Origin of the sequence: Cryptosporangium sp. NPDC051539, from assembly GCF_044454545.1 — a bacterium.
In the GTDB taxonomy this organism is placed as follows: domain Bacteria; phylum Actinomycetota; class Actinomycetes; order Mycobacteriales; family Cryptosporangiaceae; genus Cryptosporangium.
Window position 1 is genome coordinate 343,505 of sequence record NZ_JBITDV010000005.1, and the last position, 21,807, is coordinate 365,311.

General features: G+C 69.6%; 21 protein-coding genes and 1 tRNA gene. 14 read left to right on the forward strand and 8 right to left on the reverse strand.

From position 1 onward, the window contains the following. The first annotated feature begins 2 nt into the window (after positions 1 to 2). Positions 3 to 79, forward strand: a tRNA-Pro gene (locus tag ACIBZJ_RS17990). A gap of 95 nt (positions 80 to 174) precedes the next feature. Here the strand turns inward: ACIBZJ_RS17990 and ACIBZJ_RS17995 are convergent. Both ACIBZJ_RS17995 and ACIBZJ_RS18000 read right to left on the reverse strand, forming a co-directional pair. Next, positions 175 to 600 (reverse strand): type II toxin-antitoxin system VapC family toxin, encoded by a 426-nt coding sequence (locus ACIBZJ_RS17995; protein ID WP_395930785.1) that lies wholly within the window; start codon positions 598 to 600, stop codon positions 175 to 177. Beyond that, a complete protein-coding gene (locus ACIBZJ_RS18000) occupies positions 600 to 857 on the reverse strand; it encodes a type II toxin-antitoxin system prevent-host-death family antitoxin (protein WP_395930787.1) in 258 nt (85 codons plus the stop codon). Before ACIBZJ_RS18000 ends, ACIBZJ_RS17995 begins: the two co-directional genes overlap by 1 nt. A gap of 111 nt (positions 858 to 968) precedes the next feature. Here ACIBZJ_RS18000 and ACIBZJ_RS18005 point away from each other — a divergent pair, with 111 nt between their 5' ends. Genes ACIBZJ_RS18005 through ACIBZJ_RS18020 form a run of 4 tightly spaced genes read left to right on the forward strand, consistent with a single transcriptional unit; the run spans position 969 to position 9,016 of the window. Next, a complete protein-coding gene (locus tag ACIBZJ_RS18005; protein WP_395930789.1) occupies positions 969 to 2,510 on the forward strand; it encodes a TIGR02677 family protein in 1,542 nt (513 codons plus the stop codon). Continuing rightward, positions 2,507 to 3,820, forward strand: a complete 1,314-nt coding sequence (locus tag ACIBZJ_RS18010; protein ID WP_395930791.1) for a TIGR02678 family protein — start codon at positions 2,507 to 2,509, stop codon at positions 3,818 to 3,820. The genes ACIBZJ_RS18005 and ACIBZJ_RS18010 overlap by 4 nt, the downstream gene beginning before the upstream one ends. Further along, positions 3,820 to 7,830: a TIGR02680 family protein gene (locus ACIBZJ_RS18015; protein ID WP_395930793.1), complete on the forward strand. Its 4,011-nt coding sequence runs from the start codon at positions 3,820 to 3,822 to the stop codon at positions 7,828 to 7,830. The genes ACIBZJ_RS18010 and ACIBZJ_RS18015 overlap by 1 nt, the downstream gene beginning before the upstream one ends. Then, on the forward strand, positions 7,823 to 9,016 hold the full coding sequence (locus ACIBZJ_RS18020; protein WP_395930795.1) for a TIGR02679 domain-containing protein: 1,194 nt from the start codon (positions 7,823 to 7,825) through the stop codon (positions 9,014 to 9,016). The genes ACIBZJ_RS18015 and ACIBZJ_RS18020 overlap by 8 nt, the downstream gene beginning before the upstream one ends. Positions 9,017 to 9,048: 32 nt before the next feature. Here ACIBZJ_RS18020 and ACIBZJ_RS18025 read toward each other — a convergent pair whose 3' ends face one another. Continuing rightward, the gene (locus ACIBZJ_RS18025) at positions 9,049 to 10,305 is read right to left on the reverse strand and encodes an ATP-binding protein (protein WP_395930797.1); all 1,257 of its coding nucleotides are present in this window, start codon (positions 10,303 to 10,305) and stop codon (positions 9,049 to 9,051) included. Between the two features lie 269 nt (positions 10,306 to 10,574). Next, positions 10,575 to 11,678 carry a restriction endonuclease gene (locus ACIBZJ_RS18030; protein WP_395930799.1) on the reverse strand — a complete coding sequence of 368 codons (1,104 nt, stop codon included), beginning with the start codon at positions 11,676 to 11,678 and terminating at the stop codon, positions 10,575 to 10,577. Between the two features lie 978 nt (positions 11,679 to 12,656). Between ACIBZJ_RS18030 and ACIBZJ_RS18035 the strand changes: the two genes are divergently transcribed. Together ACIBZJ_RS18035 and ACIBZJ_RS18040 are read left to right on the forward strand one after the other, a co-directional pair. Then, positions 12,657 to 13,691 (forward strand): hypothetical protein, encoded by a 1,035-nt coding sequence (locus ACIBZJ_RS18035; protein ID WP_395930801.1) that lies wholly within the window; start codon positions 12,657 to 12,659, stop codon positions 13,689 to 13,691. A gap of 117 nt (positions 13,692 to 13,808) precedes the next feature. Beyond that, positions 13,809 to 14,825, forward strand: coding sequence for a nuclease-related domain-containing protein (locus ACIBZJ_RS18040; RefSeq protein ID WP_395930803.1), 1,017 nt, complete (start codon positions 13,809 to 13,811; stop codon positions 14,823 to 14,825). A 168-nt stretch (positions 14,826 to 14,993) separates the two neighbouring features. Here ACIBZJ_RS18040 and ACIBZJ_RS18045 read toward each other — a convergent pair whose 3' ends face one another. After that, on the reverse strand, positions 14,994 to 15,716 hold the full coding sequence (locus tag ACIBZJ_RS18045; RefSeq protein WP_395930805.1) for an alpha/beta fold hydrolase: 723 nt from the start codon (positions 15,714 to 15,716) through the stop codon (positions 14,994 to 14,996). Positions 15,717 to 15,734: 18 nt separating this feature from the next. Here ACIBZJ_RS18045 and ACIBZJ_RS18050 point away from each other — a divergent pair, with 18 nt between their 5' ends. Beyond that, positions 15,735 to 16,367 carry a TetR/AcrR family transcriptional regulator gene (locus tag ACIBZJ_RS18050; RefSeq protein WP_395930807.1) on the forward strand — a complete coding sequence of 211 codons (633 nt, stop codon included), beginning with the start codon at positions 15,735 to 15,737 and terminating at the stop codon, positions 16,365 to 16,367. Here the strand turns inward: ACIBZJ_RS18050 and ACIBZJ_RS18055 are convergent. Then, a complete protein-coding gene (locus tag ACIBZJ_RS18055; RefSeq protein WP_395930809.1) occupies positions 16,356 to 17,300 on the reverse strand; it encodes a LysR family transcriptional regulator in 945 nt (314 codons plus the stop codon). The genes ACIBZJ_RS18050 and ACIBZJ_RS18055 overlap by 12 nt on opposite strands. A gap of 113 nt (positions 17,301 to 17,413) precedes the next feature. Here ACIBZJ_RS18055 and ACIBZJ_RS18060 point away from each other — a divergent pair, with 113 nt between their 5' ends. The 6 genes from ACIBZJ_RS18060 (at position 17,414) to ACIBZJ_RS18085 (ending at position 20,457) form a co-directional block, all read left to right on the forward strand. Continuing rightward, the gene (locus tag ACIBZJ_RS18060; protein ID WP_395930811.1) at positions 17,414 to 18,406 is read left to right on the forward strand and encodes an alpha/beta hydrolase; all 993 of its coding nucleotides are present in this window, start codon (positions 17,414 to 17,416) and stop codon (positions 18,404 to 18,406) included. Between the two features lie 18 nt (positions 18,407 to 18,424). After that, positions 18,425 to 18,586, forward strand: a complete 162-nt coding sequence (locus tag ACIBZJ_RS18065; protein WP_395930813.1) for a hypothetical protein — start codon at positions 18,425 to 18,427, stop codon at positions 18,584 to 18,586. A 61-nt stretch (positions 18,587 to 18,647) separates the two neighbouring features. Continuing rightward, positions 18,648 to 18,980 (forward strand): PadR family transcriptional regulator, encoded by a 333-nt coding sequence (locus ACIBZJ_RS18070; RefSeq protein ID WP_395930815.1) that lies wholly within the window; start codon positions 18,648 to 18,650, stop codon positions 18,978 to 18,980. Further along, positions 18,977 to 19,750: a hypothetical protein gene (locus ACIBZJ_RS18075; protein WP_395930817.1), complete on the forward strand. Its 774-nt coding sequence runs from the start codon at positions 18,977 to 18,979 to the stop codon at positions 19,748 to 19,750. Before ACIBZJ_RS18070 ends, ACIBZJ_RS18075 begins: the two co-directional genes overlap by 4 nt. 12 nt (positions 19,751 to 19,762) lie before the next feature. Beyond that, entirely contained in the window at positions 19,763 to 19,948 is a 186-nt protein-coding gene (locus ACIBZJ_RS18080) for a hypothetical protein (RefSeq protein ID WP_395930819.1), read from the forward strand. After that, positions 19,945 to 20,457, forward strand: a complete 513-nt coding sequence (locus tag ACIBZJ_RS18085; protein ID WP_395930821.1) for a hypothetical protein — start codon at positions 19,945 to 19,947, stop codon at positions 20,455 to 20,457. Before ACIBZJ_RS18080 ends, ACIBZJ_RS18085 begins: the two co-directional genes overlap by 4 nt. On the opposite strand, the gene ACIBZJ_RS18090 is transcribed toward ACIBZJ_RS18085, so the two are convergent. Continuing rightward, complete coding sequence (locus ACIBZJ_RS18090; RefSeq protein ID WP_395930823.1) at positions 20,448 to 21,185, reverse strand: sulfite exporter TauE/SafE family protein; 738 nt, start codon at positions 21,183 to 21,185, stop codon at positions 20,448 to 20,450. The two genes, ACIBZJ_RS18085 and ACIBZJ_RS18090, sit on opposite strands and share 10 nt — an antisense overlap. Further along, the gene (locus ACIBZJ_RS18095; protein WP_395930825.1) at positions 21,182 to 21,802 is read right to left on the reverse strand and encodes a helix-turn-helix domain-containing protein; all 621 of its coding nucleotides are present in this window, start codon (positions 21,800 to 21,802) and stop codon (positions 21,182 to 21,184) included. Before ACIBZJ_RS18095 ends, ACIBZJ_RS18090 begins: the two co-directional genes overlap by 4 nt. Between the last annotated feature and the right edge of the window lie 5 nt (positions 21,803 to 21,807).

Below are 21,807 nucleotides of genomic sequence, written 5' to 3' on the forward strand. Positions count from 1 at the left end.
GCCGGGGTGTGGCGCAGCTTGGTAGCGCGCTTCGTTCGGGACGAAGAGGCCGTGGGTTCGAATCCCGCCACCCCGACCACGTTGGTGCAGCTAGATGGCCAGTTTCCTTTATGGGGAAGCTGGTCATTTTGCTGTTTGACCGTCGTTTGACCGTGGACTGTGCGGCCGTGGTCGTCAGCCATCGGCCTGCCAGGGGTCGATGATCTCCACGCCGGTGGCCGCGAAACCGGACACGTTACGGGTCACGACCGGCATCCCGTGCACGAGTGCGGTCGCCGCGATGAGCGAATCACGGATCGGTTGCGGGTCAGGGACATGAAGCGCGGCGCTACGAAGGGCAACCGTGGTGTCCACCGGCAGGATCCGCTCGGCGAACACCGGCAGAACCTGCGTATCCAGCCAGCGACGCAGCACCACTCCCTGCGCCGCTGCCCGCCGTTCGACCAGGAGAATCCCGATCTCCAGTTCCTGGATCGTGATCGCCGAAATGAACATGCTGCTCGCCGCAGCGCTAGAGGCCCACTCAACGACGTTCTTGTCGGCCTTGCCCGTCTTGGCCTTTCGGAGTTCCGAGACCACGTTCGTGTCGAGCAGAAACATCAGCTGAAGTCCGCCGGCCGAGCGAGGTCACGCGAAGACCTGGTTTCCAGCTCGATGTCCGCCTCGTCCACAGGGACGCCGAGCAAGTCGACGATGCTGTCCTGGCTACCGGTCAACCGCTGATAGTCGTCGAAGGTCAGCAGAACATGCGCCGGGCGACCGCGGTCGGTGATGAAGACCGGACCGCTCCGAGCAGCGTTCTTGGCCCCGCCGGTGTCTTGGTTGAACTCGCGACTCGACAACGTGGTGATGGCCATCGGTACCACCCCTTTCGGCCTGTAGCAATGTTACTACTTTTGGCGGGCTGACGGCTCGGCTTGGTCGCGGGTAAGTTGGAACGATCCCCTACCCGGCTCGGTTGGAGACGCATGACGCCGAACCCCCAGCCCCCGTCCTTCGGGCTGGACGACTTCGGACTGGACGACCGGCTCCGCCTCTTCGGTTACGTCACCGCTGACAACCGCCACGCCTACCTATGGGTGCTGCGCGCCTTCGGCGCAGCCCGCTCCAGCTATCACGTCGTCCTCCACACCACCGAGGTCGGCTCTGCGCTGGCCGGGTTGGCCGCAGCACACGCCGAGTGCCCGGATCCGGCGACGCTGGAGCTCCCGAGGCTGCTGGATGCGTTGGTCGACTGGGGTGTGTTGGATCGCGGCCAAGACGGCACGCGGGCTACCACTGTCGCCGAATATCGCAATCGCCACTCGGTTTACCAATTCACCGAGGCGGGCTACCGCGCACATCGGGCAGTGGAAAGCGTGTTAGCGGCGAACGTGCAGGACAGCACACTCTCCCGCTTGGTCTTCGCCGACCTGCTCGCCGACTTGAAAGCGTTGGCAGCTGCGAACGAGGCCGGTGACGCCGAAGAGGTCTATCGGAAGCTGAACCGGCTCGACCGCGCGCTGGCGGACGTCGCCGAGCGGGCCGCCCGCTTCTACCACATGCTCGGCGATCTGAGCCGCACCCCCGAGGTCCGCCCCGAGGCCTTCCTCTCGCACAAGGACGCCCTCCTAGCGCACCTGCGTGACTTCCACGACGAGTTGCAGCGGTACACCCCGCGGCTACGCGAAGCGGTATTCGAGGTGGAGGCGACCGGCCTGGATCGTCTGATCGAGGCCACCGCGGAGGCGGACGAGCGGCTCTTCTCGACGCCGGCCGAGCGGCTCGCGGACTGGCAGCGACGGTGGGCCGGACTGCGGTCGTGGCTGGCCCCTCCGAGTGCGGACTCGCTCAGCGAGGCCGACCGGCTCTCCGGGGCGACGATGGCCGCGATCGGTGACGTTCTCGCACTCCTGCGGCGGGTCACCGAGGCCCGCCGCGGCGGGGTCAGCCGGGAGTCGCAGCTACGGCACCTGGCGGCCTGGTTCGCGAACGTGGGCTCGGAAGAAGCGGCACACGCCCTGTTCGACGTGGTGTTCAGCCTGGGCGCGCCGCGGCACGTCGGCGTGGCGCACCCGGACCCGGAGGCGATCCCAGGGCGCCTGTCCTGGTGGGATGCACCGGCCGTTGAGCTTTCCCGAACGCTCGTGCAGTCCGGGCGAGCACCGGGCCAGGGCAACGGCCGCCCAGCGCGGGTAGAGCGATCCGAGGCGACGCGGCGGATCCTCCGGGAGCGGCAGGTCGCCGAGGAACGCCGTCAGTCCGAGGCCGCGGGCCGGTTGGTCGACGCGGAGAAGGATCTCGACGAATCGCAGGTCGCCGTGTTGCGGCGGCTGCTGGACATCGCGCTGTCCACGCGGGTCGCCGGACGCCGGGACGTGCCGCTGGCCGCGGCGGCATTCGGCGTGCGTCTGACGTTGACCCCCTGCCCGGGCCAGTTCACCACCGTGCAGACCGAGACCGGCCGGCTGCATCTGGACGGGTACACGCTGTCGGTAGCACCGGCCGCACACGTGAGGGCGACCGCATGAGATTCGCTGCCAACGTGTCGGACCTGGAACTCGGGGACTACCAGCGTGCGCTGCGGTTGCTGCTCCGGCACCCGCTGATCACCACCACCTGGCCGGACGAGAAGGCCCTGCCGCGGATACGCCGGTTCGCCGCAACGCTGCGGGAAGACCTGGCCGAGGCGTTCGGATACCGGTTGGATTTGCATGGCGCGACAGCGCGTCTCGTTCGCACCAGCGATGGCCTGAACCCGGATCGTCCGGCGGTGTCCCGGACCGGCCGGGTGTTCGACCGCCGCCGGTACGCATACCTGTCGCTGTGCCTGGCCGTCCTCGGCCGGGCCGGGATCCAGATCACGCTGTCCGAACTGGCGGACTCGGTCGCCGGCGACGCGAACCGAATCGGTGGTCTGGGCCTTGACCCCGACAACGGAGCGGACCGCCGGGCCTTCGTCGACGCCGTCGCGTGGCTAGAGGAACGTGGTGTGCTGCGGCTGACCGACGGGTCCAGTGCGTCCTGGGCCAGCGACCCCGGGGTGGGAGAGGCGCTGTACGACATCACGCGCGGCGCGATCCTGGCCCTGTTTCAGCCACCCCGGGTACTGCAGCACATCGAGTCGGCCGCCGCGCTGCTGGAACGTCCGGCGACGACCAGTGGTAATGCTCAGCGTCGGGCCGATGCGCAAACCGCTCGCCGAGCCGTGGTGGAGCGGCCGGTGGTCTATTACGCCGACGTGCCCGCCGACGTCGGCAACCATCTGCGTGGTCAGACGCTCCCGGCTGACCTGGCCCGGCTCACCGGCTTGCACGTGGAACGACGCGCGGAGGGTGTGTTGCTGGTGGACACGGCCGGCTGGTCGGCGGAGCGGTTCCCCGGTACGGGTTCAGTCGCCCAGGCTGCGATCCTGCTCGCGGTGGAGGTCGCCGACCGAGTGCTGGACCCGGATGGTCGTCGCGCCCGCCGGATGGCAGTCCCCGATCCTGCCGAAGCGGCTGCCGAGCTGCTGCGGAACGTCGATACGGGCCTGCCCGCCGCCACCCTGGTACTGCCGGAAGACCCGACGGCCCGGCCCGACGAGGCGTCGGACGAGCAGCGGCTCCCGCTGATCACCGAGAGTTTCCTCCGCGAGGCCACCGATGGAATCCTGCGCGAGTACGGTTCCGCGTTCGGAGCCGCCTGGCACGCCGACCCCGAACGGCTGCGGTCCGAGGCCGTGGCGCTGTTGGCCCGGTTCGGCGCGGTCATCGTCGTCCCCGGCGGTGTCCTGGCCCGCCCCCTGATCGGCCGGTACCGCAACACGGTCGCCGAAGTAAAGCAGAGGACGCTCTTCTGATGGCCCGTTTCATGCCCACCCGGGCCGGCATCGTCAACCTGTGGGACTACCGCGACGAGGAGTTCCTGTTCGTCGACGGGTGGCTCGTGCTGCGCGGTCCGAACGGCTCGGGCAAGACCAAGGCGCTGGAGGTCCTGTTTCCGTTCGTGCTGGACGGACGAATCGAGCCTCGCAGATTGAATCCGTTCGCCGGCGAGGACCGGACGATGAAGTCCAATCTGCTTTATCGGGGACAGGAAAGCGCACACGCCTACGTGTGGATGGAGTTCGGCGACGGCACGTCATTCGTGACGATCGGGATCGGGCTGCGCGCGCACCGGCACAACGACCGAGTGACCCGATGGCACTTCGTCGTCGACGGCCGAGTGGGTGTGGACTTCTCCCTGCTGGATGCCGACGACCGGCCGGTACTGCGGAAGGAGCTGATCGAACGGCTGGGCGCGGAAGCAGTCCGTGACTCCGCCGAGGAGTATCGGCACCTGGTCGACGCCCGGCTGTTCGCCCTCGGCCCGGCCCGCTACGAGCAGCTGCTCGACCTGGTCCTGACTCTGCGGAAGCCCCAGTTGGCCAAGGACTTGAATCCGGTGGAGCTGTCCCGGACCCTTCAACGTGGCCTCCGTCCGGTCGACGACCACCTGCTGGTCGAGGCGGCCCGCTCGTTCGACGACATGGAGGCGGTCGCCCGCACTCTCGAAGGGCTGATCGCCGCCGACGCCGCGACCACCGCTTTCCTGTCCGTCTACTCCACGTACCTGCGTACGCACGCACGCGCTGCCGCCGATGCGCTGTCCGCGCGCCGCGTGGCCGTCGCCGAACAGCGCACCACGCGCGACGAGGCCCACGAAGCCGCGACGCGCGCCGCTGCCGCGGTCTCCGAGGCCCGAACCCGGCAGGACGCCGTGGAGGGTGAACCCGGCCGGCTGCGCGCCCACCTCGACCGGCTCAAGGGTTCCGCCGCGTACCGATCGCACGAACAGCTCGCCGACCTTAAACGGCACGTCCACGACCTGGTCGCCGCCGCTCGCCGGGCGCAGGCTGCCGTTGCCGCCGAGCAGGCCACGACCGACCGCCGCCTGGGCGAGAACGACCGGGCGCAGACCGCGGCCGCAGACGCCCGTTCCTCCGTTGCCCGATGCGCCGCCGATGTCACCGCCGAAGCCGGGGCCGCAGGTATCGATTGGCAGACCGAGGATGCCGAACTGGAAGGGCTCCCCCCGCGGCTCACCGCTCGGGCGGAGACCCGCCGCGCCGACGTCACCGCCGTCCGCTCCGCCGCGGACCGCCTCGTCCAAGCCGAACGGGACCACACTCGCGCCGTCGACGAGGACCGCGCCGCCCGGGAGGCCACCGAGGCAGCCGCCGATGCTGAAGGTCGAGCCGCTTCTGCTCTGGTCGAAGTTCGGGAGCAAACCGCCTCGCGGGTGCGGTCCTGGGGTGCCGACCACGCCGACCTTCTGTCCGGACTGGAGCTGGACGGCATTCCGGAGGTTCTCGCCGATTCCCTCGACGCGCCATCGCTGCGGGAACCGTTCGCCGAGGCGGTGGCAGCGCCGGTCGCTACGCGTCGCGACGAGCTGGCCGCGCTCACGGCTCGTCGTGACGGATTGGTGGCCGACCGCCGGGAAGTCACTGCTGAACGGACGCGCATCGCCGCCGAGCACGACGACGCACCACCGCCCTCCGCGACCCGTCCGGCATCCCGGGAGAACCGTCCGGGCGCACCGCTGTGGCAGTTGATCCGCTTCGCCGACGACGTGCCGGACGTCGAAGCCGCCGGTATCGAGGCGGCCCTGCAGGCCGCCGGCATCCTCGATGCCTGGGTTCCCCCTGATGACGAGGACAGCCTCGTCGAGGACGCCTACCTCCGAGCCGGGCCACGGGTCATCGGCGCCAGCCTCGCCGACCTCCTGGTACCCGAGGATCAGGAGCACGTCCCCGCAGCTCGAATCACGGCCGTGCTCGCCGGCATCGCGGTCGGCGACCTGACCGGCCCCGCCGCCGTGACCGAAACCGGCGGATGGGCACAGGGTGCGGGCACCGGACGGTTCGTCAAGGACCACGGCGAGTTCATCGGCGCGACCGCCCGCGCCGCACGCCGGGCGGCGCGGATCGCCGACTGCGACCGCCGCATCGCCGCCCTCGACGCTGAAATCACCCGCGCAGAGGCGTCCCGGCAGACGCTGCGGGATGTGATCGACGCCGTCGGCCGGGCCGGAAACGCGCTGCCACCACTGACCGAGATCCGGAAGGCCGAACGCGACCTGGACCGGGCTGCCGCAGCGCTCCGCATCCGCCGGGAAGCCACTGCCGACGCCGCTCACCGTCTTGACGCGTCCGCCGCCGAACGCGCTGTCGTCGCCGCCACGCTGCGCCGTACCGTCGCCGAGCACCACCTGCCCGTCGACGCGATCTCCGCCACCGCCGCTGCGCTGGACCGGTTCGCCCGCGCGGGCCTGCAACTGGAGCACGCCCACCTCACTGCCCGGCAGACCGACCTTGCGGCCGGACTGTCCTCCGAACGGCTCGCCGAAGCTGAGGCCCGGCGAGAAGAGGCCGTCGAGGCCGCCCACGAGGCGGCGCAACGACACGCGGAGAAGGACGAAGAGCTCCGGACCCTCTCCGCAGCGATCGGCGCCGAGGCCGAAGAGGTGCTGGCCGAGGTCGCCCGCACCGAGCAGGCGGTCACCGAGGCTGAGAACGCACTCGCTTCCGCCCGAGCGGCGCTCACCGAGGCGCGGACGGCCGAGGCCGGAGCACTGGCCCGCGCCGAGGTCGGTGAAGCAAATGTGGATCGCGCGATAACCGAGGCCCGAGCCGATGCCGTCCGGCTGCGCCCGTTCGCCCAGCCCGATCTCCTCGGTCTCATCCGCTGCCCGACCGAGTTGCGCTGGCCCGTCGTCGAACACCGGGAGGGTGATCTCGACCCGGCAGTGATCGCCCTCCACGACGGCATCCTCGCCGCCACCCGAGAACTGACCCCGACCGAGACCTCGCTCAAGCAGAGCGGGACCCGGCTGACCGGCGCGCTCACCGACTTGCAGACCCAGCTGCCTGCCGCCGGTCTCGATCACCGTCCCGAGTGGGACACCGACGAGGGCATCATCGTCGTCCGCGTCGCCGACGAGCAGGGGCTGACCCCCGTGGCGCATTTCGCCGAACGGGTCGCCACCGAACGCCGCGACCAGGAGCAACTGCTCACCGACGCCGAACAGCAGGTCTTCGAGGACGCCCTCCTCGGCCAGCTCGCCGGCCAGATCCACCGCCGCACCATCGAGGCACGCGACCTCGTCGACGCGATGGACACCCAGATGCGTGCCCGGCGCATGTCGTCCGGCCTGACCGTCGGCGTCGGTTGGCGCCTCGCCGACGACCTTGACTCCGAGCAGCGTGAGGTGTGCCGCCTGCTCGAACGTGACCCCGCTCGCCTCGGCCCCACTCAGCTCACCACGCTTCGCCGACACTTCGCCGCCCGGATCAAGGCCGCCCGCGCCCAGGCGCCGGAGAAGCCCTACCGGGATCTGCTCGCCGAGGTCCTCGACTACCGGCAGTGGCGCACGTTCGCGTTCACCCTGCACCGCCCGGGAGGCGTCACGGAGCCGCTCACCCGCGCCCGGCACAGCCAGCTCTCCGGCGGCGAGCAATCTGTCTCCCTGCACCTTCCCCTCTTCGCCGCCGCCAACGCTCTCTTCGGCTCCGCCAGGTCCGAAGCACCCCGCCTTCTCGGCCTGGACGAGGCCTTCGCCGGCGTGGACGACACCGGCCGCGGCGAGCTGATGTCCCTTGCAAAACAGTTCGATCTGGACCTCTTCATGACCGGATACGACCTGTGGGCCACGCACCCGTCCGTGACCGGTGCTGCCCACTACGACTTGTCCCACTCCACCGAGGAACACACCGTCTCGACAGTGCTGCTGGTCTGGGACGGAACGATGAACATCGCCGATTTCGACGGCACGCTGGCTCGCGCGCTCGGCTCGCCGGAGAGTCGCAGGGCACCCGTCCATGGCTGACCTCTTCGTCGAGCCAGGCTGGCAACGGCTGCTCGCAGCCGCCCGCCGCAGCCTCGAACGCACCGGCGGAAGTCTCGACGGCTCGGTCTCGCTGGCCACCCCCGACGACGCCGAGCGTCTCGTCGTCATCGGCGTGACCGGTGTCCACCGCCCCGTGGGCGTGTCCCGCATCGCCATCCGCCTCGCCGACCTCGACGAGTACCTGCGCGCTGCCCACGGAACCGGCCTGGCGGACGCGGTCGGACCGTTCCGCGACCGCCCCGGGGAACGCAAGAACGACGCCGTCGGACGGGATGCGCTGCTGTCCTTCGCGGGCGACTCCCGACATGCCACCCAGCCATGGTTCGAAGCCTGGCTCGACGGAATGCGCCGCGACGGCACCCTGACCCGCATCGTCCGCGGCGGATTGCCCTTCCCCAACGTCCTGGCAGTCCTCGAGGCACTTCCCGCAGCGGACGAGCCCATGCCCGTCTTTGCCGAGCGGATCCTGTTCGACACGAAGGCCCTGGCCGACGGTCCGGTGCGCGCTCTGGTGCTACGTGCCCTGGCGGTTTGGCACGGCCTGCCCTCGCCGAACGGAGCCGAGCAGGAACGAGCGCTCTGGGAGCTGGCCGGAGTTGTCCCGGACGACCTCGCCAGCCAGGTTCTCGTCCTCAACCTGCCCGCGACAGGTGGCCTTCTCGGCGAGTGGCTCACCTCAGCGGCCGAAGCGCACGTGCCGTTGCGGGTCACCCTGCACCAGCTCCGGCTCGGGCCGCTCGCACTGGGCACCTCCGCCATCTACGTCTGCGAGAACCCTGCCGTGCTCCGCGCCGCCGCCGGACGAGCAACCCGCCCGCTCGTCTGCACCGAGGGCGTACCCTCTGCCGCCGTCCATGCGCTCTTGGCGGGCGCCGGCCCCGACATGGTGATCCATTGGCGCAACGACTTCGACTGGGCCGGCGTTCGGATGACCAGAGCGGCCCTGGCCCGATATCTCCGGGCGTGTCCCTGGCGGATGAGCTCTGGCGATTACCCCTCGGACGGCGACGTCGGCACCCCGTTGTCCGGTAGCCCGGCAGAAACCCCGTGGGACCCGGCGCTCCGGACGCGCATGCAGGAATCAGGCCGTGCGGTAATGGAAGAACGACTACTCAGTGTCCTTCTGAACGATCTGACCTCGGGCCACGCATCTCCCCGAGATTGAACGAACGCTTCGCGGTGAAGAGGTCGAGCGGATCATTCGTCTGGTTTGGCATGCCAGAGCGCGCTGACGGGCATCGCTCGGAGCCGGTCGCCGAACGGCAGGGTCGTCGTGCCCGTGTAGAGAACGATGCCGAGGACGAAGTCGTCGCCGAGTCGTTCCGCGAGTCGGCGTAGGCCGCGGAAGTCGTCAGTGCCGACCGTGGAAGCCGCCTTGACCTCGACGCCGACCACGCGGCCACGACGGTCTTCGAGGACCGCGTCCACTTCGAACCTTGAATGGTCGCGGTAGTGGTAAAGATCGACCATCGTCTCCGACCAGCTACGTTGGCGTGCCAACTCGGAGAGCACGAAGGTCTCCAGCAGCGGCCCGAAGGGGGCGCCGGGACGGAGCAGCGCCCTCGCGTCGACGGACATTTCCTGCGCGGCGATGCCGGAGTCGACGAAGATCATCTTCGGTGAGGCGGTCGCGCGTGTGCCCAGGTTCCGGGACCAGCCAGGGATCCGCTTGACGAGGAAGATCTCCTCAAGGGCCTGCAGATATCGCCCGATCGTAGGCCGGGATAGCCCCAGGTCGGACCTGAGTCGGCCGTCGGCGTGCACGATCGTGCCGGTCCGTGCGGCGAGCAGGCGGATCAGGCGCCTCAGCTCATTCTTGCGCTGGATATCTGCGAGTTGGCTGACGTCTCGATCGATGAGCGACTGCACGTAAGCATCGTGGAAGCGAGCACGTCGGCGCGGGTCGCTGCGGTTCACAGCCTCGGGCAGCCCGCCTCGGACGATCCGGTGGGCGTACTCGGCGCGCGGTATGTCGGACTCGATACGCAGGTCCGCGCCGAGCTCGAAAGCAGCGTCGATGAAGCGGTCCGGGGCTCCGTCGACCTCGCCTTGACTGAACGGCCACAGCTCGATGGTCTCCATCCGGCCGGGCAGTGCATCCGGCGCGGCGGCCATACCGAACAGTTGGGAGGAGCCCGTCAGGAGGTATCGCCCCGGCCGGGGATCTTCATCGACGGCGACCTTGATCGCGAGCAGCAAATCCGGGGCTCGCTGAATCTCGTCGATGACCAGCAAGCCCTCGGTGTCGACGAATCCGACCGGGTCGGTCAGCGCGGCCGCGCGGTCTTGAGGTTTGTCGAGGTCCCGGCGCTCACCGTCACGATCACCGGCCACCACGCGGACCAGGGTGCTCTTGCCGGCTTGGCGTGCCCCGCTGATCAGCACGACTCGGGTGTCGCCAAGCGCCGCAGCGACCTGAGCAGCCGATTTCCTGGGGACCAACCGGGTGCTCACCGCTCGATCATAGCGTTGGAGATGTTCCTCGCGCGACCAGGAAAGCTTACGCTAGCGACGCACTCACTTTACGCTCGCGTCAAGTCATGTTCGAACTCACCCTCGGGACGAAGAGGCCGTGGGTTCGAATCCCGCCACCCCGACCACGTTGTTGCAGGTAAAAGGCCAGTTTCCCTCTGCGGGAAACCGGTCTTGTTCTGTGTTGACCGTCGTTTGACCGTGGACTGTGCGGCCGTGACCGGCACCAACGTGCCCGGAGCCACATTCGGTCACGACGACGTGGAGCGGCGGGGAGGCCGTTTCGGAAGGTTGATCAAGACCTTCTTGCCCAGCTTCTGCTCGATCAGCCAGACCAGATGTTGACCGTCGATCAGCTCCATCCGGCCGTTCTCGCGTGCTTTGCGCTCCGACTGCGGGGTGAACCAGGACGTGGTGACGAGGATGCCCTTCGTGGCCCGCTTCTCCTCGATCGCGCCGGCCAGTTCGCGGATGTGGTTCACGCCGATGGCATTCTTGTAGCGCTTCGACTGGACGATCGTCAGTCCGCCGACCGCGACGGTCTTGTTCATCATCACCGCGTCGACACCGTCGTCGTAGCTGTGCTCGGTGTTCCACCCCTCCAAGCCGAGCGCCTCGAACACCTGTCGCGTCAGGTGTTCGAAGTAGTCCGGGTTCATCTCCATGAGGTCCGGCCGAGAGTCGAGGGTCGCCACTGCGTCGATCGACTCGGCGCGCCGGTACTTCTTCAGGTCGAAGTCCAGGATCGGCTCGACACCCTCAAGTTCGTACGGATGCTTCGAGACGATGGCGTGCAGATCCTGCACGCACCTGTACGGAGTGACCCGATCCAGCACCAGCGCTTCGAACTCCGCTCGGGAGACGTCCAGACTGATGAGGTAACGATCCTCGTCACGGCCCGTGGCCGGGTTGATCGCCGGTACGCGCCCGTTGAATGCCACGGACTCGAGCCGAGGATCGGCCGCGAACACGTCGCGGATGGCCAATAGCGCGACCTGGCTGATCACCGACCGGTATAGCTCAACCGTCTCCCGGATCGGCCGCGCTATCACCTTCTCCTCGTCGCGTGCCGCGATGTACTGGTACTGGCGCACAGTCGGGGCAACTTCCTGACCCGGGAGTTGGAGCTTGATGCCGGCTTGCTCGGCCTGCGCGTCGAAGTACACGTCGGCTTGCCGTGGGAAGCCCTCAGGCAGGGGTAACGCCGCGAGGACCCGGTTGAGGTAGCGTTCGACGGCTTGATGATCACGATCGATCACGCCGGCCAGTTCCCAGTCCAATGCGGCGTTGAAGGTGCGTAGCTGCTCCTCGTGCGCCCGTGCCCGCTGGGCATGGTCCGCTCTGGCAGCAGCCACGCGGCGCTGCCGCTCAGCCTCCGCGGCCTCCCAGCCCTGCTAAGCCTGGGCGAACTCCGCTTCGGCCACCTGCACAGTTCGCCGATGCCGCTCCTGGCCACCGAAAAGCCCACCGAAGACGCCTGGAGCCGTCGGGGCGAACTGGTCCCATGTTGGGCGCGAAGCCGGTGTCGCCAAGACCCCAAGATTCAGCGGCGGCGGCCGGTCGGCGCGACGCAGCCTCGCGAGGTCGAGGACGGACGAACGAGTGATTCCGCGACGCAGGATCGAAGAGATCTCCTCGACCCGAGCGGCCAACTGAGCCGACTTCGTCTCGGCTTCCTGCTTCCGATCAGCGATGTACCTGGCCTTTGCCTCCCTCTCCGCGACCTTCCGGGCAGCCTCCTTCGCCCGCCGGGCCGCTTCAGCCTCCCGCGCTAACTGACGTCGGAACCGTTCCGGATCGGAAGAACTCCCCCTGCTACGAGTTGCCATCCACATCTCCCCGCCGAGACCGAAAAGACAACACTAAGAAGCCATATACATTCTCTCGGTTATCTCCCCTGGGCGCAGCAAACTTCGAAGGGCGCCATCGATCGAACAAAAGATCTATCTAACCCGGCCGGCAATCCTTCGCGAAGCCGGCGGACCCTCAGAGAGCTACAGCGTCCGCTCCGCAACTTCGCGCAGGTCTACGACCACTCAGCAACCAACGGACCGGCCACCCGAGTGTCCTGTCCGGACAGCCGAGAAGCGGACGACCACTCAACCTGAAGACAGGTCACGGATGCGAGTAGTGGTAATCGTCTGGTGACAGCCCCGCATGGGATGACAGAGGATGACACCTGCCCACGCCGCTCACCCCGAACGATTCGCCCGACGGCCACAACCACCCAAACCACCCACCGTCGCGTGGATCAACCAACCCCTCGAACCCGCTACCGCGACCTCACGGGCACCAACCGTCTCAATTTGACTTGACAACTACCGACCAGCACGGTGGAACAGTTCCGCGCCGCGTTAGCACTGTTAGACGAGGTGCATGCCGACGAACCGTGGAATCCGTGGGTGACGGAGGAGCGTGCGGACGAGTACGCGGCCGCGCTCATAGTCCATGAACAATGGGCGCGCGCCGAGCCAGACTTCCAGCCGATGACCACCGAGGATGTTGAGCTGCGCATGGCGGAGATCGCCGCTGACGTTGCCAGCAAGGTGGCCGCGGTCAAGGCCGAACAGAGTGCGCGCCTGCCCTCGCACGATCCGGAACTCGTCAAAGCTCGACTGGCGCTGCTGGAGGACACCTCGTACCTCGAACACTGCATCCGGCAACGGGACGAGTTGCTCGCAGCAGGCCGAGGCGCTCCTTCCCAGATCGAAGAGCTCGAGCAGAAGATCGCGGTGCTGACCCGTCGGGTTTCTGAACTCCAGAATCGAGTGCCTGATCCGGAGGCAGTCGTTGACGCGGCGGGTCGCCTTCCGCGCGACCGACGGGCCATCATGCTCGACCTGTTTCGGACCGACCGGATTGCGCAGGTCCGCCGGCTTCGCGACAGCCTCGCGCATGAACGTAAGGAGATGGCTGAGCCAACGGATCAGCAGGACCGCGCTTCTCTCCGCTCGCGGAGACACCTGGACGAGCTGACACTCAACGCGCTTCTGGCGGTGAAGCCGATCGCTGCCGCCGAGATGTGCGCTGACTGCCCTCGCCCGATGGCATGGCACCTATGGCAGGTGAGTGGTTCCCTGATGCTGCTCGGCGCCTGGCCGTGTCCAGCGGGGCCGCGTATGGCTGCTCAACGTGCCCGTGTCATGAAGATGCTGGAGGCCTCGCAGATCGCGACCGCGACACCCAAAGCCGCTAAGGAGCAGCCGCTCGCCATTGTGCGTTCTGGCCTCTCGATTGGGGACGTCATCGAGCAACTGACAAAAATCCGGGCCGACCATCCGGACGCCATCGTCCGGCGCGGCAACCGCAATCGTTGGGAGATCTGGCCAGCGCGGGCGTTTGCAGATCCGACACCGCAACCGAGATAGAAACTCGCAGCAGACGTCATTCGGCAGGGAACACGGACGTATCGACGAATGTCCTACTCGGACAGTGGGCCGCCAGTAACCTTCGGTCATTCTGTCTCTACCGGAGGTGACCGAAGCGTGGTCGCGGAGCTGACGGTTCGTCGCTGGACCCGCGGTCAGCACGATCGCCTGTACGTCAATACGGCCGCCGGCGTACAGGTCGGTTGGCGTGACCTGCGCACGGGCCAGGACCATGTCGTGCTGTCCGACCTGCGCGCGGAGTTCGCCGTCGCCGTCGACGCGTGGCAAGGCACCCATCCGCCGCGAGTTCCGAGACCGCGCCCACCGGCAGACGACAGCGTCGGCCGCCCCGATGTGCCACCAGCCTCGGCGAGCAATGCTCCTCTGGAGCGCGAACCGGCGTCTCGTAGGCCGCCCGCCCGACCCCGAACGGCGCCACGCGATCTCGCCGAGCACCAGGCCGGCGCCAACCTCGCCGCCCGCGCCGAACGGTTACAGATCCAGAACCCCGCTTTGCGCCGACTGGCCCGCGTACTCGGCGTCCGCAGCCGCGACCAGCCCTGGCGGCAGGGAGCGCTCGGCGAGATCGCCGTCGGCAAACGCCTCGACCGACTACGCCGACGTGGCGCCCGCGTGTTGCACTCGATCGTTCTCGGCGCCGGTGGCGACGTTGATCACCTGGTGATCTGCCGCCACGGCGTCTTCAGCATCAACACCAAGCATCACCGGCGCGCGATCGTGACCGTCACCTCGAAAGGCATCCGCGTCCAGCGGCGCAACCGCGCGTACCCGGAGGCGGCCCGGAGGGAAGCCCAACGCGTCACGGCCGCCCTGTCCACCGCGCTCGGGCACCCCTCGCCCGCGCATCCCGCGCCCGGGCACTCCGCCCCCGAGCACCCCACTCCCGGGCACCCCGCCCCCGGGCTTCCCGTGCACGTCACGCCGCTGGTCGTGGTGCACGGGCAGGCCCGGCTGAACGGATGGATCCGGCACCGCCCGCTCGGGGTGCAGGTGCTCCCGTCCTGGGTCGTGACGTGGTGGTTCCGCTCACCCGGCCGCACGGTGCTCTCCCCTGAGGACATCGACCGGGTGTACGCGGCGGCCCGTCGACCCGAGGTGTGGCGCCACGTCTGACGCGCCCACCCGCCCCGGATGACGGAGGCGGCGGTCTACGCCGGCCCGCTCCGGCCCGCTCCGGCCCGGCCCAACCCGGCCCGCTCTAGCCCGGCCCGCTCTAGCCCAGCCCGCTCCGGCCCAACCTCCTCGACCCGACCGTATCGATAGGCGCCCGCCCCGACCCGACTACCACGCCCACTGGCCCAGCAGGGCGCTCGCCACCTCGTCGGGGTGGGTCAGCAGGGCCTCGTGGCTGCCCGGCACCAGGACCGGCTCGACGCCCACCCGCGCGGCCAACTCCGCCCCCGGCGCGGCCAGTCCCTGGTCTTCCCGGGCCAGGACGTACGTGATCGGCAGCCCGAGAACGTCGACGCCGTCGACGTCCGGAGCATCCAGCATGTATCCACCCGGCTGCGGCAGGAGTTGATCGAACACCAGACGCTGCAGCGGCTCCGGCGCGTCGGGCAGCAGCATCGCACGGAACTGCTCGAAGTCGACGCTGATCGTGCCCTGCGGCGACGCCTCGATCGTGCCGCGGAGGTAACCGGCCAGCTCCGGCCCCATCGCGTCGGCCATGGACTCGCCCCGGCGCGGGATGAACGCACTGAAGAACGCGAATCCGGCCAACCGTCCGGCGAGCCGGGGCGTGGCCCCGGTGATCGGGATGCCGGCGTAGCTGTGGCCCACCAGCACGACGTTCTTCAGGTCGCGGCGCTCGACCTCGGCCACGACGTGGTCGACCGCGTCCGCCAGCCGCAGACCGGTCGGGTCGTCGCCCATCGTGAGGCCGGGGAGCGTCAGCGCGAACGTGTTGTGCCCGGCGGCCCGGAGACGTTGGCCGACCGGGTGCCAGGCCCATCCGCCGTGCCACGCGCCCGGGACCAGCACATAATTCAGAGCTTCATTCATTCGTCAGAGCATACTCTGATGAGTAAAGATACCTGGATGAGCACCCGCCGGGCCGAATACGCGCAGGCCACCCGCGACGCGATCCTCGACGCGGCGCGCTCGCTGTTCGAGTCCCAGGGCTACTTCGGGACGCGTGTGGAAGACATCGCCCGTGCCGCCCGGGTCGCCCCGGCCACCGTGTACGCGGTGGGCGGGGGCAAGAGCGGGCTGATCCGCGAGATGATCGGGACGGCCACCACGTCGGACGAGAACCGCGAGATCGTCGCCCGGATCGACACGTTCGAGGAGCCGCGGGAACTGATCCGGTTCATGGTGGACCGCACCGCCGCGAAGTTCGAAGACTGGTCGCCGCTGATGCGCCAGGTGGTGGCGGCCGCGCCGCAGGAGCCGACGGTCCGGGATGCGCTCCACACCGCGCAGGCCAGCTTGCGTACCGGCCTGAACCGCGTGGCCCGACGGCTGGCCGAGCTCGGCGCGGTGCAGGACGCCGACGCCGCCGCTGACGTCCTCTGGTTCTTCCTCTGCAACTCGTCGTACTTCACGCTGATCGACGAGCTGAACTGGCCGCTCTCCCGGGCCCGCGATTGGCTCGCCGCCACACTCGAGACCACGCTGATCGGCCGGGTCCCGGGCCCGACGTCAGGCGGGTGACCGCGAGATCCGCCAGAGGGCGACGGTCGTCGCGGCTCGTGCGTACCCGCCGGGGCTCAGCAGCGTGTACCCGAGCTGGGACTCCAGCCAGGAAATGCGCTGGTGCAGCGTCGAATGGTGCAGGCTCAGCCGCCGAGCCGCGTCGCGGATGCTGCGATGGCTCAGCACCACGTCGATCACCCCGGTCACCCAGGGCCGCTCGGCCCTGAGCTCCTCCACCCGCCGCACGTCCGGTACGGCGGCCGCGCTCGTGGCGTCGAACTGGTCGGCGAGCGCGGCGAGGCTCCCCAGCTGCTCGAACTCCACCTGCAGAGGGCCTCCGGTCACCGGATCGACGGCGAGCCGCAGCGCGGTCATCGCGTGTTTCCAGCCGACCGGAAGATCGTCGGCGGAGCAGGTCGTGAGCCCGGCCGCGACGGCGGCCGGGACGGCAGCACCCGGTCGGAGCAGCTGGATCCGCCGCCCGCCGAGCGGCACACCCTCGGCCGACGCGGTCGCGACGACCAGAACGGACGCGCCCAGCCCGAGCTGACGCGCGGCCGCCCTGCGCTCGGCCAGACCGGACTCCGGGTCGCAGACGATCCGGGTCGCCGCCAGGGACGGGTGCGCCTCCTCGGCCACGGCCTCGATGCTCCTGGTGCACCGCTCGACGATCAGCTGATCGAGCGGGCCCGGCTCACCCGCGCGATCGAGCCAGACGCCGGCCCGGCCCGGCCGGTCCGGTACCGGGATCCGCCGCCCCTGCTGGTCGAAGCACACGTTCAGCCCCCGCGCGTGCAGCCCGGCCGGACAGCCGGCCAGCGCGGCCGCCGCCCGCAGCATCGCCGGGGTCGACGCCCGCTGGTCGACCAACGCCTCGAAATGGGAGATCACGCGCAACGCGCTGGCCGCATCGTCGGAGACCACGCTGAGTTTGCTGATCAACTCGCGCATGCCGCACCGCCATATGTCGGGTAGCGACCGTAACACCGCGGCCTTTGGCGGCTGCCCGGTTGCCCCGACAACTACGAGACTCGGCGGTAGTCCGCAACAAAGGAGTTGTCGCCATGACGACGTCACCGCAGACCGACAAGCGCATCGGCCCTCCGACCCCGTACGACCCCGAGCTGGCCGCCTCCCTGGATCAGGTCGTCTCGCTGCTGGAGGCGTTCATGAGCGGTGAAATACCTCCTCACGACGTCCCCGGGATCGTGGTGGCGCCGACCGACGAGGAGCTGAGCCGCGACGGCCGGTTCAGCGTGGAGGAGCGTGCGGTTCCCGGCCCCGACGGCAGTCCCGAGATCTCGCTGCTGATCGTCCGCCCGGTCGGCAGTGAGGCCCCGACGCCGGTCATCTACCACACGCACGGCGGCGGGATGATCGCCGGCGACAACCGGCTCGGCATCGACTCGGTCATGGCCTGGGCCGAGGAGTTCGGCGCCGCTGTGGTCTCGGTGGAGTACCGGCTGGCTCCCGGGACGCCGCACCCCGGGCCGATCGAGGACGTCTACGCCGGACTGCGCTGGACGGCGGAGAACGCGGCCGAGCTCGGCATCGATCCGTCCCGGATCATCGTCGCCGGAGCCAGCGCCGGCGGAGGGCTCACCGCCGCGCTCGCGCTGCTCGCCCGCGATCGCGGTGGCCCGGCGATCGCGGCGCAGGTGCTCATGTGCCCGATGCTGGACGACCGGAACGACACCGTCTCGGCGATCCAGATGACCGGGCTCGGCGTCTGGGACAGCGAGGCCAACGCGGCGGGCTGGGGTGCGCTGCTCGGCGAGGCGCGGGCGACCGCCGACGTGTCCCCGTACGCGGCGCCGGCCAGGGCCACCGACCTCAGCGGCCTGCCGCCGACCTTGATCGACGTCGGATCCGCGGAGACGTTCCGCGACGAAGCCGTCGCCTACGCGGGTGAGATCTGGCGGGCCGGCGGGCAATGCGAGCTGCACGTCTGGACGGGTGGCTTCCACGGGTACGACGGGTTGGTTCCGCACGCGGCGATCTCCGAGGACACCCGGGAGGCGCGCCTTCGCTGGCTGCGGCGAATTCTCGGAGCCTGATCCGGGTAGAGAGAACGCGTGACTCTCGGCGAAGCGATCCAAGCGGTCTGCTGGTTCCTGTTGCTCCTCGGTTCGGTCGGCTGGCTGGCGGTCGGCGTCACTCGCGAGTGGCGCCGACGCCACCACCGCCGCCGCTTCCCGGCCCTACGCGCCTTCCGTGCTTTCAGCCTGCGCCGTTAGCGCCGATCACCGACGCGTGTCGCGGGCTTGCTCGTTCTCGATATAGCCTAATTTGCGGTGTATGAGGAAACTGCCTCGCCTCACCGCCGCCACCCTCGCCGTCCTCGATGTCCTGTCCCGGGCGCGCGCCGACGACCCGGTCTGGGGCCTTCGCATCTGCCGGGAGACCGACCTCGGTCCGGGCACGGTGTACCCGGTGCTCGAACGCCTGGCGACGCTCGGCTGGCTGACGTCCACGTGGGAGCCCCAGGACACCGCCGCCGACCGGCCGCGCCGCCGCTTCTACGAGCTCAACGGGCACGGCCGCACCGAGTTGGCCACCGCACTGGCCGCCCGGGCCGGCCGTCGCCGCTGGAACCCGGCGGCCCGGCACCTCGCCGGCGGCTTGACGTGACCGAGCTGACCCGAGCCCGTCCCCTCCCCCGACGCCTGGCCGCGACCGGTCTCGCGGGAAGCGTCGTCGGCGCCGCGGCCGCTCTCCGCGCCGGGCCGTCGGTCGCGGTCGTGCTGGGGCTCTGCGCCGCCGTCGTGATCTATCTGGACAGCTCGGTCGCCCGCCTGGCCGCGGCCCGCCTGCGGACCGGCGTCCTCATCGGTCTGGGCATCGGGCTGGTCAACGGGGTCGGCGCGGCACTCTCCCTGGGCCCCGCGGCGGGCGCGGCGCTCGGCGCGGAGACCGTCATCGGCACCGGCCTCAGCGTCGGCGCGGCGTGGGGCCTCGCCGGCCTGGTCCTGCGCATCGGTCCGGGCAGCCGCACGATCGGCCTCGCGCTCACGCTCGCCGGGCCCTGCGAGGCACTGACCCGCGAGGGATGCGACGGCGAACTCCACGGTCTGACCGGCCGTCGTGAGCGGTTCGGCTACGCGCTCGGCGTCCTCTGCGGCGCGCTGGTCATTCGGACGCGGCGGATCGGCGCGTCCGTGGGCCGGACTCTCGACTGGTTCCTGGCCGCCGACCTCCGGCTGCTCGGCGTGGCCGCCACCCCCGTGCTCGTCGGCGCGGTCGTCGTCTACCTGCAGGAGAGCAGCTTCCGCGCGGTTTTCGACAGTGCCCAGAACCTCGCGACGGTCGGCGGTGTCGTGCTGTTCGCCGGTGAGTGCCTCCGCGAACTGCGCCACGTCCGGCCGAGGCGACTGGGCCGCAAGACGCCGTCCAAGCACTAGAGGGAGACCGCTGTGTACAGAGCCGCCGCACTCGTCCTGCTGGTCGCCGCCGGGACGCTCACGATCCCGGCTCCGGCGACCGCCGCGCCCGCCGCGCCCGCCGCCAGAGTCACGTCGGCGCCGGCCATCTGCCCGGGCATCCTCTGCGAGCCGTTCTGGAAGACGAAGAAGGCCGTCATCCTGCGGAAGGTGCCGTGACCGCTCCCACGCTTGCGCCGCCGCGGAGTCGTCGCCACTCGCACGACACGGCGGTGATCACCGGTTTCTTCGTCGCCGACGTGTTGATCTCGTTCGACCGCTACTACCTCGGCCGACTGTTCGCGCTCGATTCCCACGCGTTCGCCGCACTCGCGCTCGGTGCTGCCGGTTTCGCCTGCCTCGCGGCCCGCCACCGCTACCCGCTGGCGGTCTACTGGCTGACGCTCGTGCACGCCCTGGCGTTGTCGGTGCTGACGAATCACCTCTACACGTCGGTGGTCAGCGTCTGGCTGGCGCTGCACGCCGTGGCCAGGTACCGCACCGGGCCGGTCGGTTACCTCGCGCTGATCACCGCACTGGCGCCGTCGGCGGTCATGGCCGGCTACCTCTACGCGGTCACGGCCGATCCGAGCGACTACACCGCGCCGATCCTCGTCGCGAGCTACGTCGTCGTGACGTTCGGCTTCTGGCAGGACGGGCACCGCCGCCGCCAGGCCGTTCAACGGTAGGCCTCGAGTCCGAGATAGATCGCCAGACCGACGCCGGCGACTGCGATGACCACTCGCAACGCGTCCGCGGGAGAGTGGCGGACCACCACCGGACCGATGCGTCCCCCGATCAGGAAGCCGATCGCGAGCGGCAGCGCCGCCGACCAGACCACCGGGCCGAACGCGATGAAGCCGACCGCGGCGATGCCGTTCGCGGTCCCGAGCAGGAGGCTCCGGTAGGCACCGGCCCGGGCCAGCGTCCCGGTGCCGATCGCGAACAGCACCGCGAGCATCAGCACCCCGGCGGCCGCACCGAAGTACCCGCCGTAGATCCCGATCGCGAAGATCGCCGCCATCGTCGGCAACCCCGGCCGCTGTTCCAGCGAACGGACCTCACCCGGGCGCCGGAACAGGATCGCCACCGAGGCGCCACCGATCAGAACCGGGACGATCTTCTCGAACGCGTCGGAGGGCGTCCACAGCAGCAGCGCGCCCCCCAGCGCACCCCCGAGCATGCTGACCGCGGCCATCTCCCAGGCCCGCCGCCAGTGCCCCTCGAGCTCCGGCCGCGAACCCCACACCGCCCCGACGCTGTTCATGATCAGCGCGACCGTGTTCGTGACGTTCGCGGTCACCGGCGGCAGACCCACCGCGAGCAGGGCCGGATAGCTCACCAGCGAGGCGAGACCGGCGATCGTGCCGGTCAGACCGGCCGCCAGCCCCGCGACCACGAGCAGCAGAAACGTCATACGTTCTCGGACAGCAGGACCGCCCGCGTCCCCGCCTCCAGCGCCTCGAACACGTGCGGCAGATCGCCCGGGTACTTCACGTAGTCTCCCGGGCCGAGCTCGACCGGCTCATCGGCGAGGCCGACCAGAGCACGGCCGGCACTGAGGATCACGTGCTCCACCGTGCCCGGCAGATGCGGATCCGACGCGCGCGCCCGGCCGGGTTCGGCGGCGATGCGGTAAACGTCCCTGCGCGCGTTCGGCGGGCAGGACGCGAGCAGCGTCGCGACGTACTCGGCGTGCTCGGACGAGATCGTCGGGCCTTCGTTCGACCGGATCACCTGCACCTTGGGCAGTGCAGGCTCGACCAGCCGCGAGAACGGCACGTCCAGCGCGACACTGAGCGCCCAGAGCGTCTCCACGCTGGGATTTCCCGTCCCGGACTCCAGCTGGGAGAGCGTCGACTTCGCGATTCCGGCCTGCTTCGCGACCTCGCTGAGCGAGAGCCGCGCCCTGGCCCGCTCCCGTCGCAGTGACGCCGCGATGACATCCAACGGGGCGCCCCGTCGTGCGTTCTCGGTCACGTTCGCTCCACCGGTCCGATCGTTCGCCTTGACGAACGACGATAGCGCGTTCATCGTAA

Bases quoted from the DNA above. Each gene is read 5' to 3' on its own strand.
- ACIBZJ_RS18010 (WP_395930791.1), top strand. From the start codon at position 2,507: ATGAGATTCGCTGCCAACGTGTCGGACCTGGAACTCGGGGACTACCAG.
- ACIBZJ_RS17995 (WP_395930785.1), bottom strand. From the start codon at position 600: ATGTTTCTGCTCGACACGAACGTGGTCTCGGAACTCCGAAAGGCCAAG.
- ACIBZJ_RS18000 (WP_395930787.1), bottom strand. From the start codon at position 857: ATGGCCATCACCACGTTGTCGAGTCGCGAGTTCAACCAAGACACCGGC.
- ACIBZJ_RS18070 (WP_395930815.1), top strand. From the start codon at position 18,648: ATGAGGAAACTGCCTCGCCTCACCGCCGCCACCCTCGCCGTCCTCGAT.
- ACIBZJ_RS18090 (WP_395930823.1), bottom strand. From the start codon at position 21,185: ATGACGTTTCTGCTGCTCGTGGTCGCGGGGCTGGCGGCCGGTCTGACC.
- ACIBZJ_RS18005 (WP_395930789.1), top strand. From the start codon at position 969: ATGACGCCGAACCCCCAGCCCCCGTCCTTCGGGCTGGACGACTTCGGA.
- ACIBZJ_RS18050 (WP_395930807.1), top strand. From the start codon at position 15,735: ATGAGTAAAGATACCTGGATGAGCACCCGCCGGGCCGAATACGCGCAG.
- ACIBZJ_RS18095 (WP_395930825.1), bottom strand. From the start codon at position 21,802: ATGAACGCGCTATCGTCGTTCGTCAAGGCGAACGATCGGACCGGTGGA.
- ACIBZJ_RS18060 (WP_395930811.1), top strand. From the start codon at position 17,414: ATGACGACGTCACCGCAGACCGACAAGCGCATCGGCCCTCCGACCCCG.
- ACIBZJ_RS18055 (WP_395930809.1), bottom strand. From the start codon at position 17,300: ATGCGCGAGTTGATCAGCAAACTCAGCGTGGTCTCCGACGATGCGGCC.
- ACIBZJ_RS18020 (WP_395930795.1), top strand. From the start codon at position 7,823: ATGGCTGACCTCTTCGTCGAGCCAGGCTGGCAACGGCTGCTCGCAGCC.
- ACIBZJ_RS18015 (WP_395930793.1), top strand. From the start codon at position 3,820: ATGGCCCGTTTCATGCCCACCCGGGCCGGCATCGTCAACCTGTGGGAC.
- ACIBZJ_RS18045 (WP_395930805.1), bottom strand. From the start codon at position 15,716: ATGAATGAAGCTCTGAATTATGTGCTGGTCCCGGGCGCGTGGCACGGC.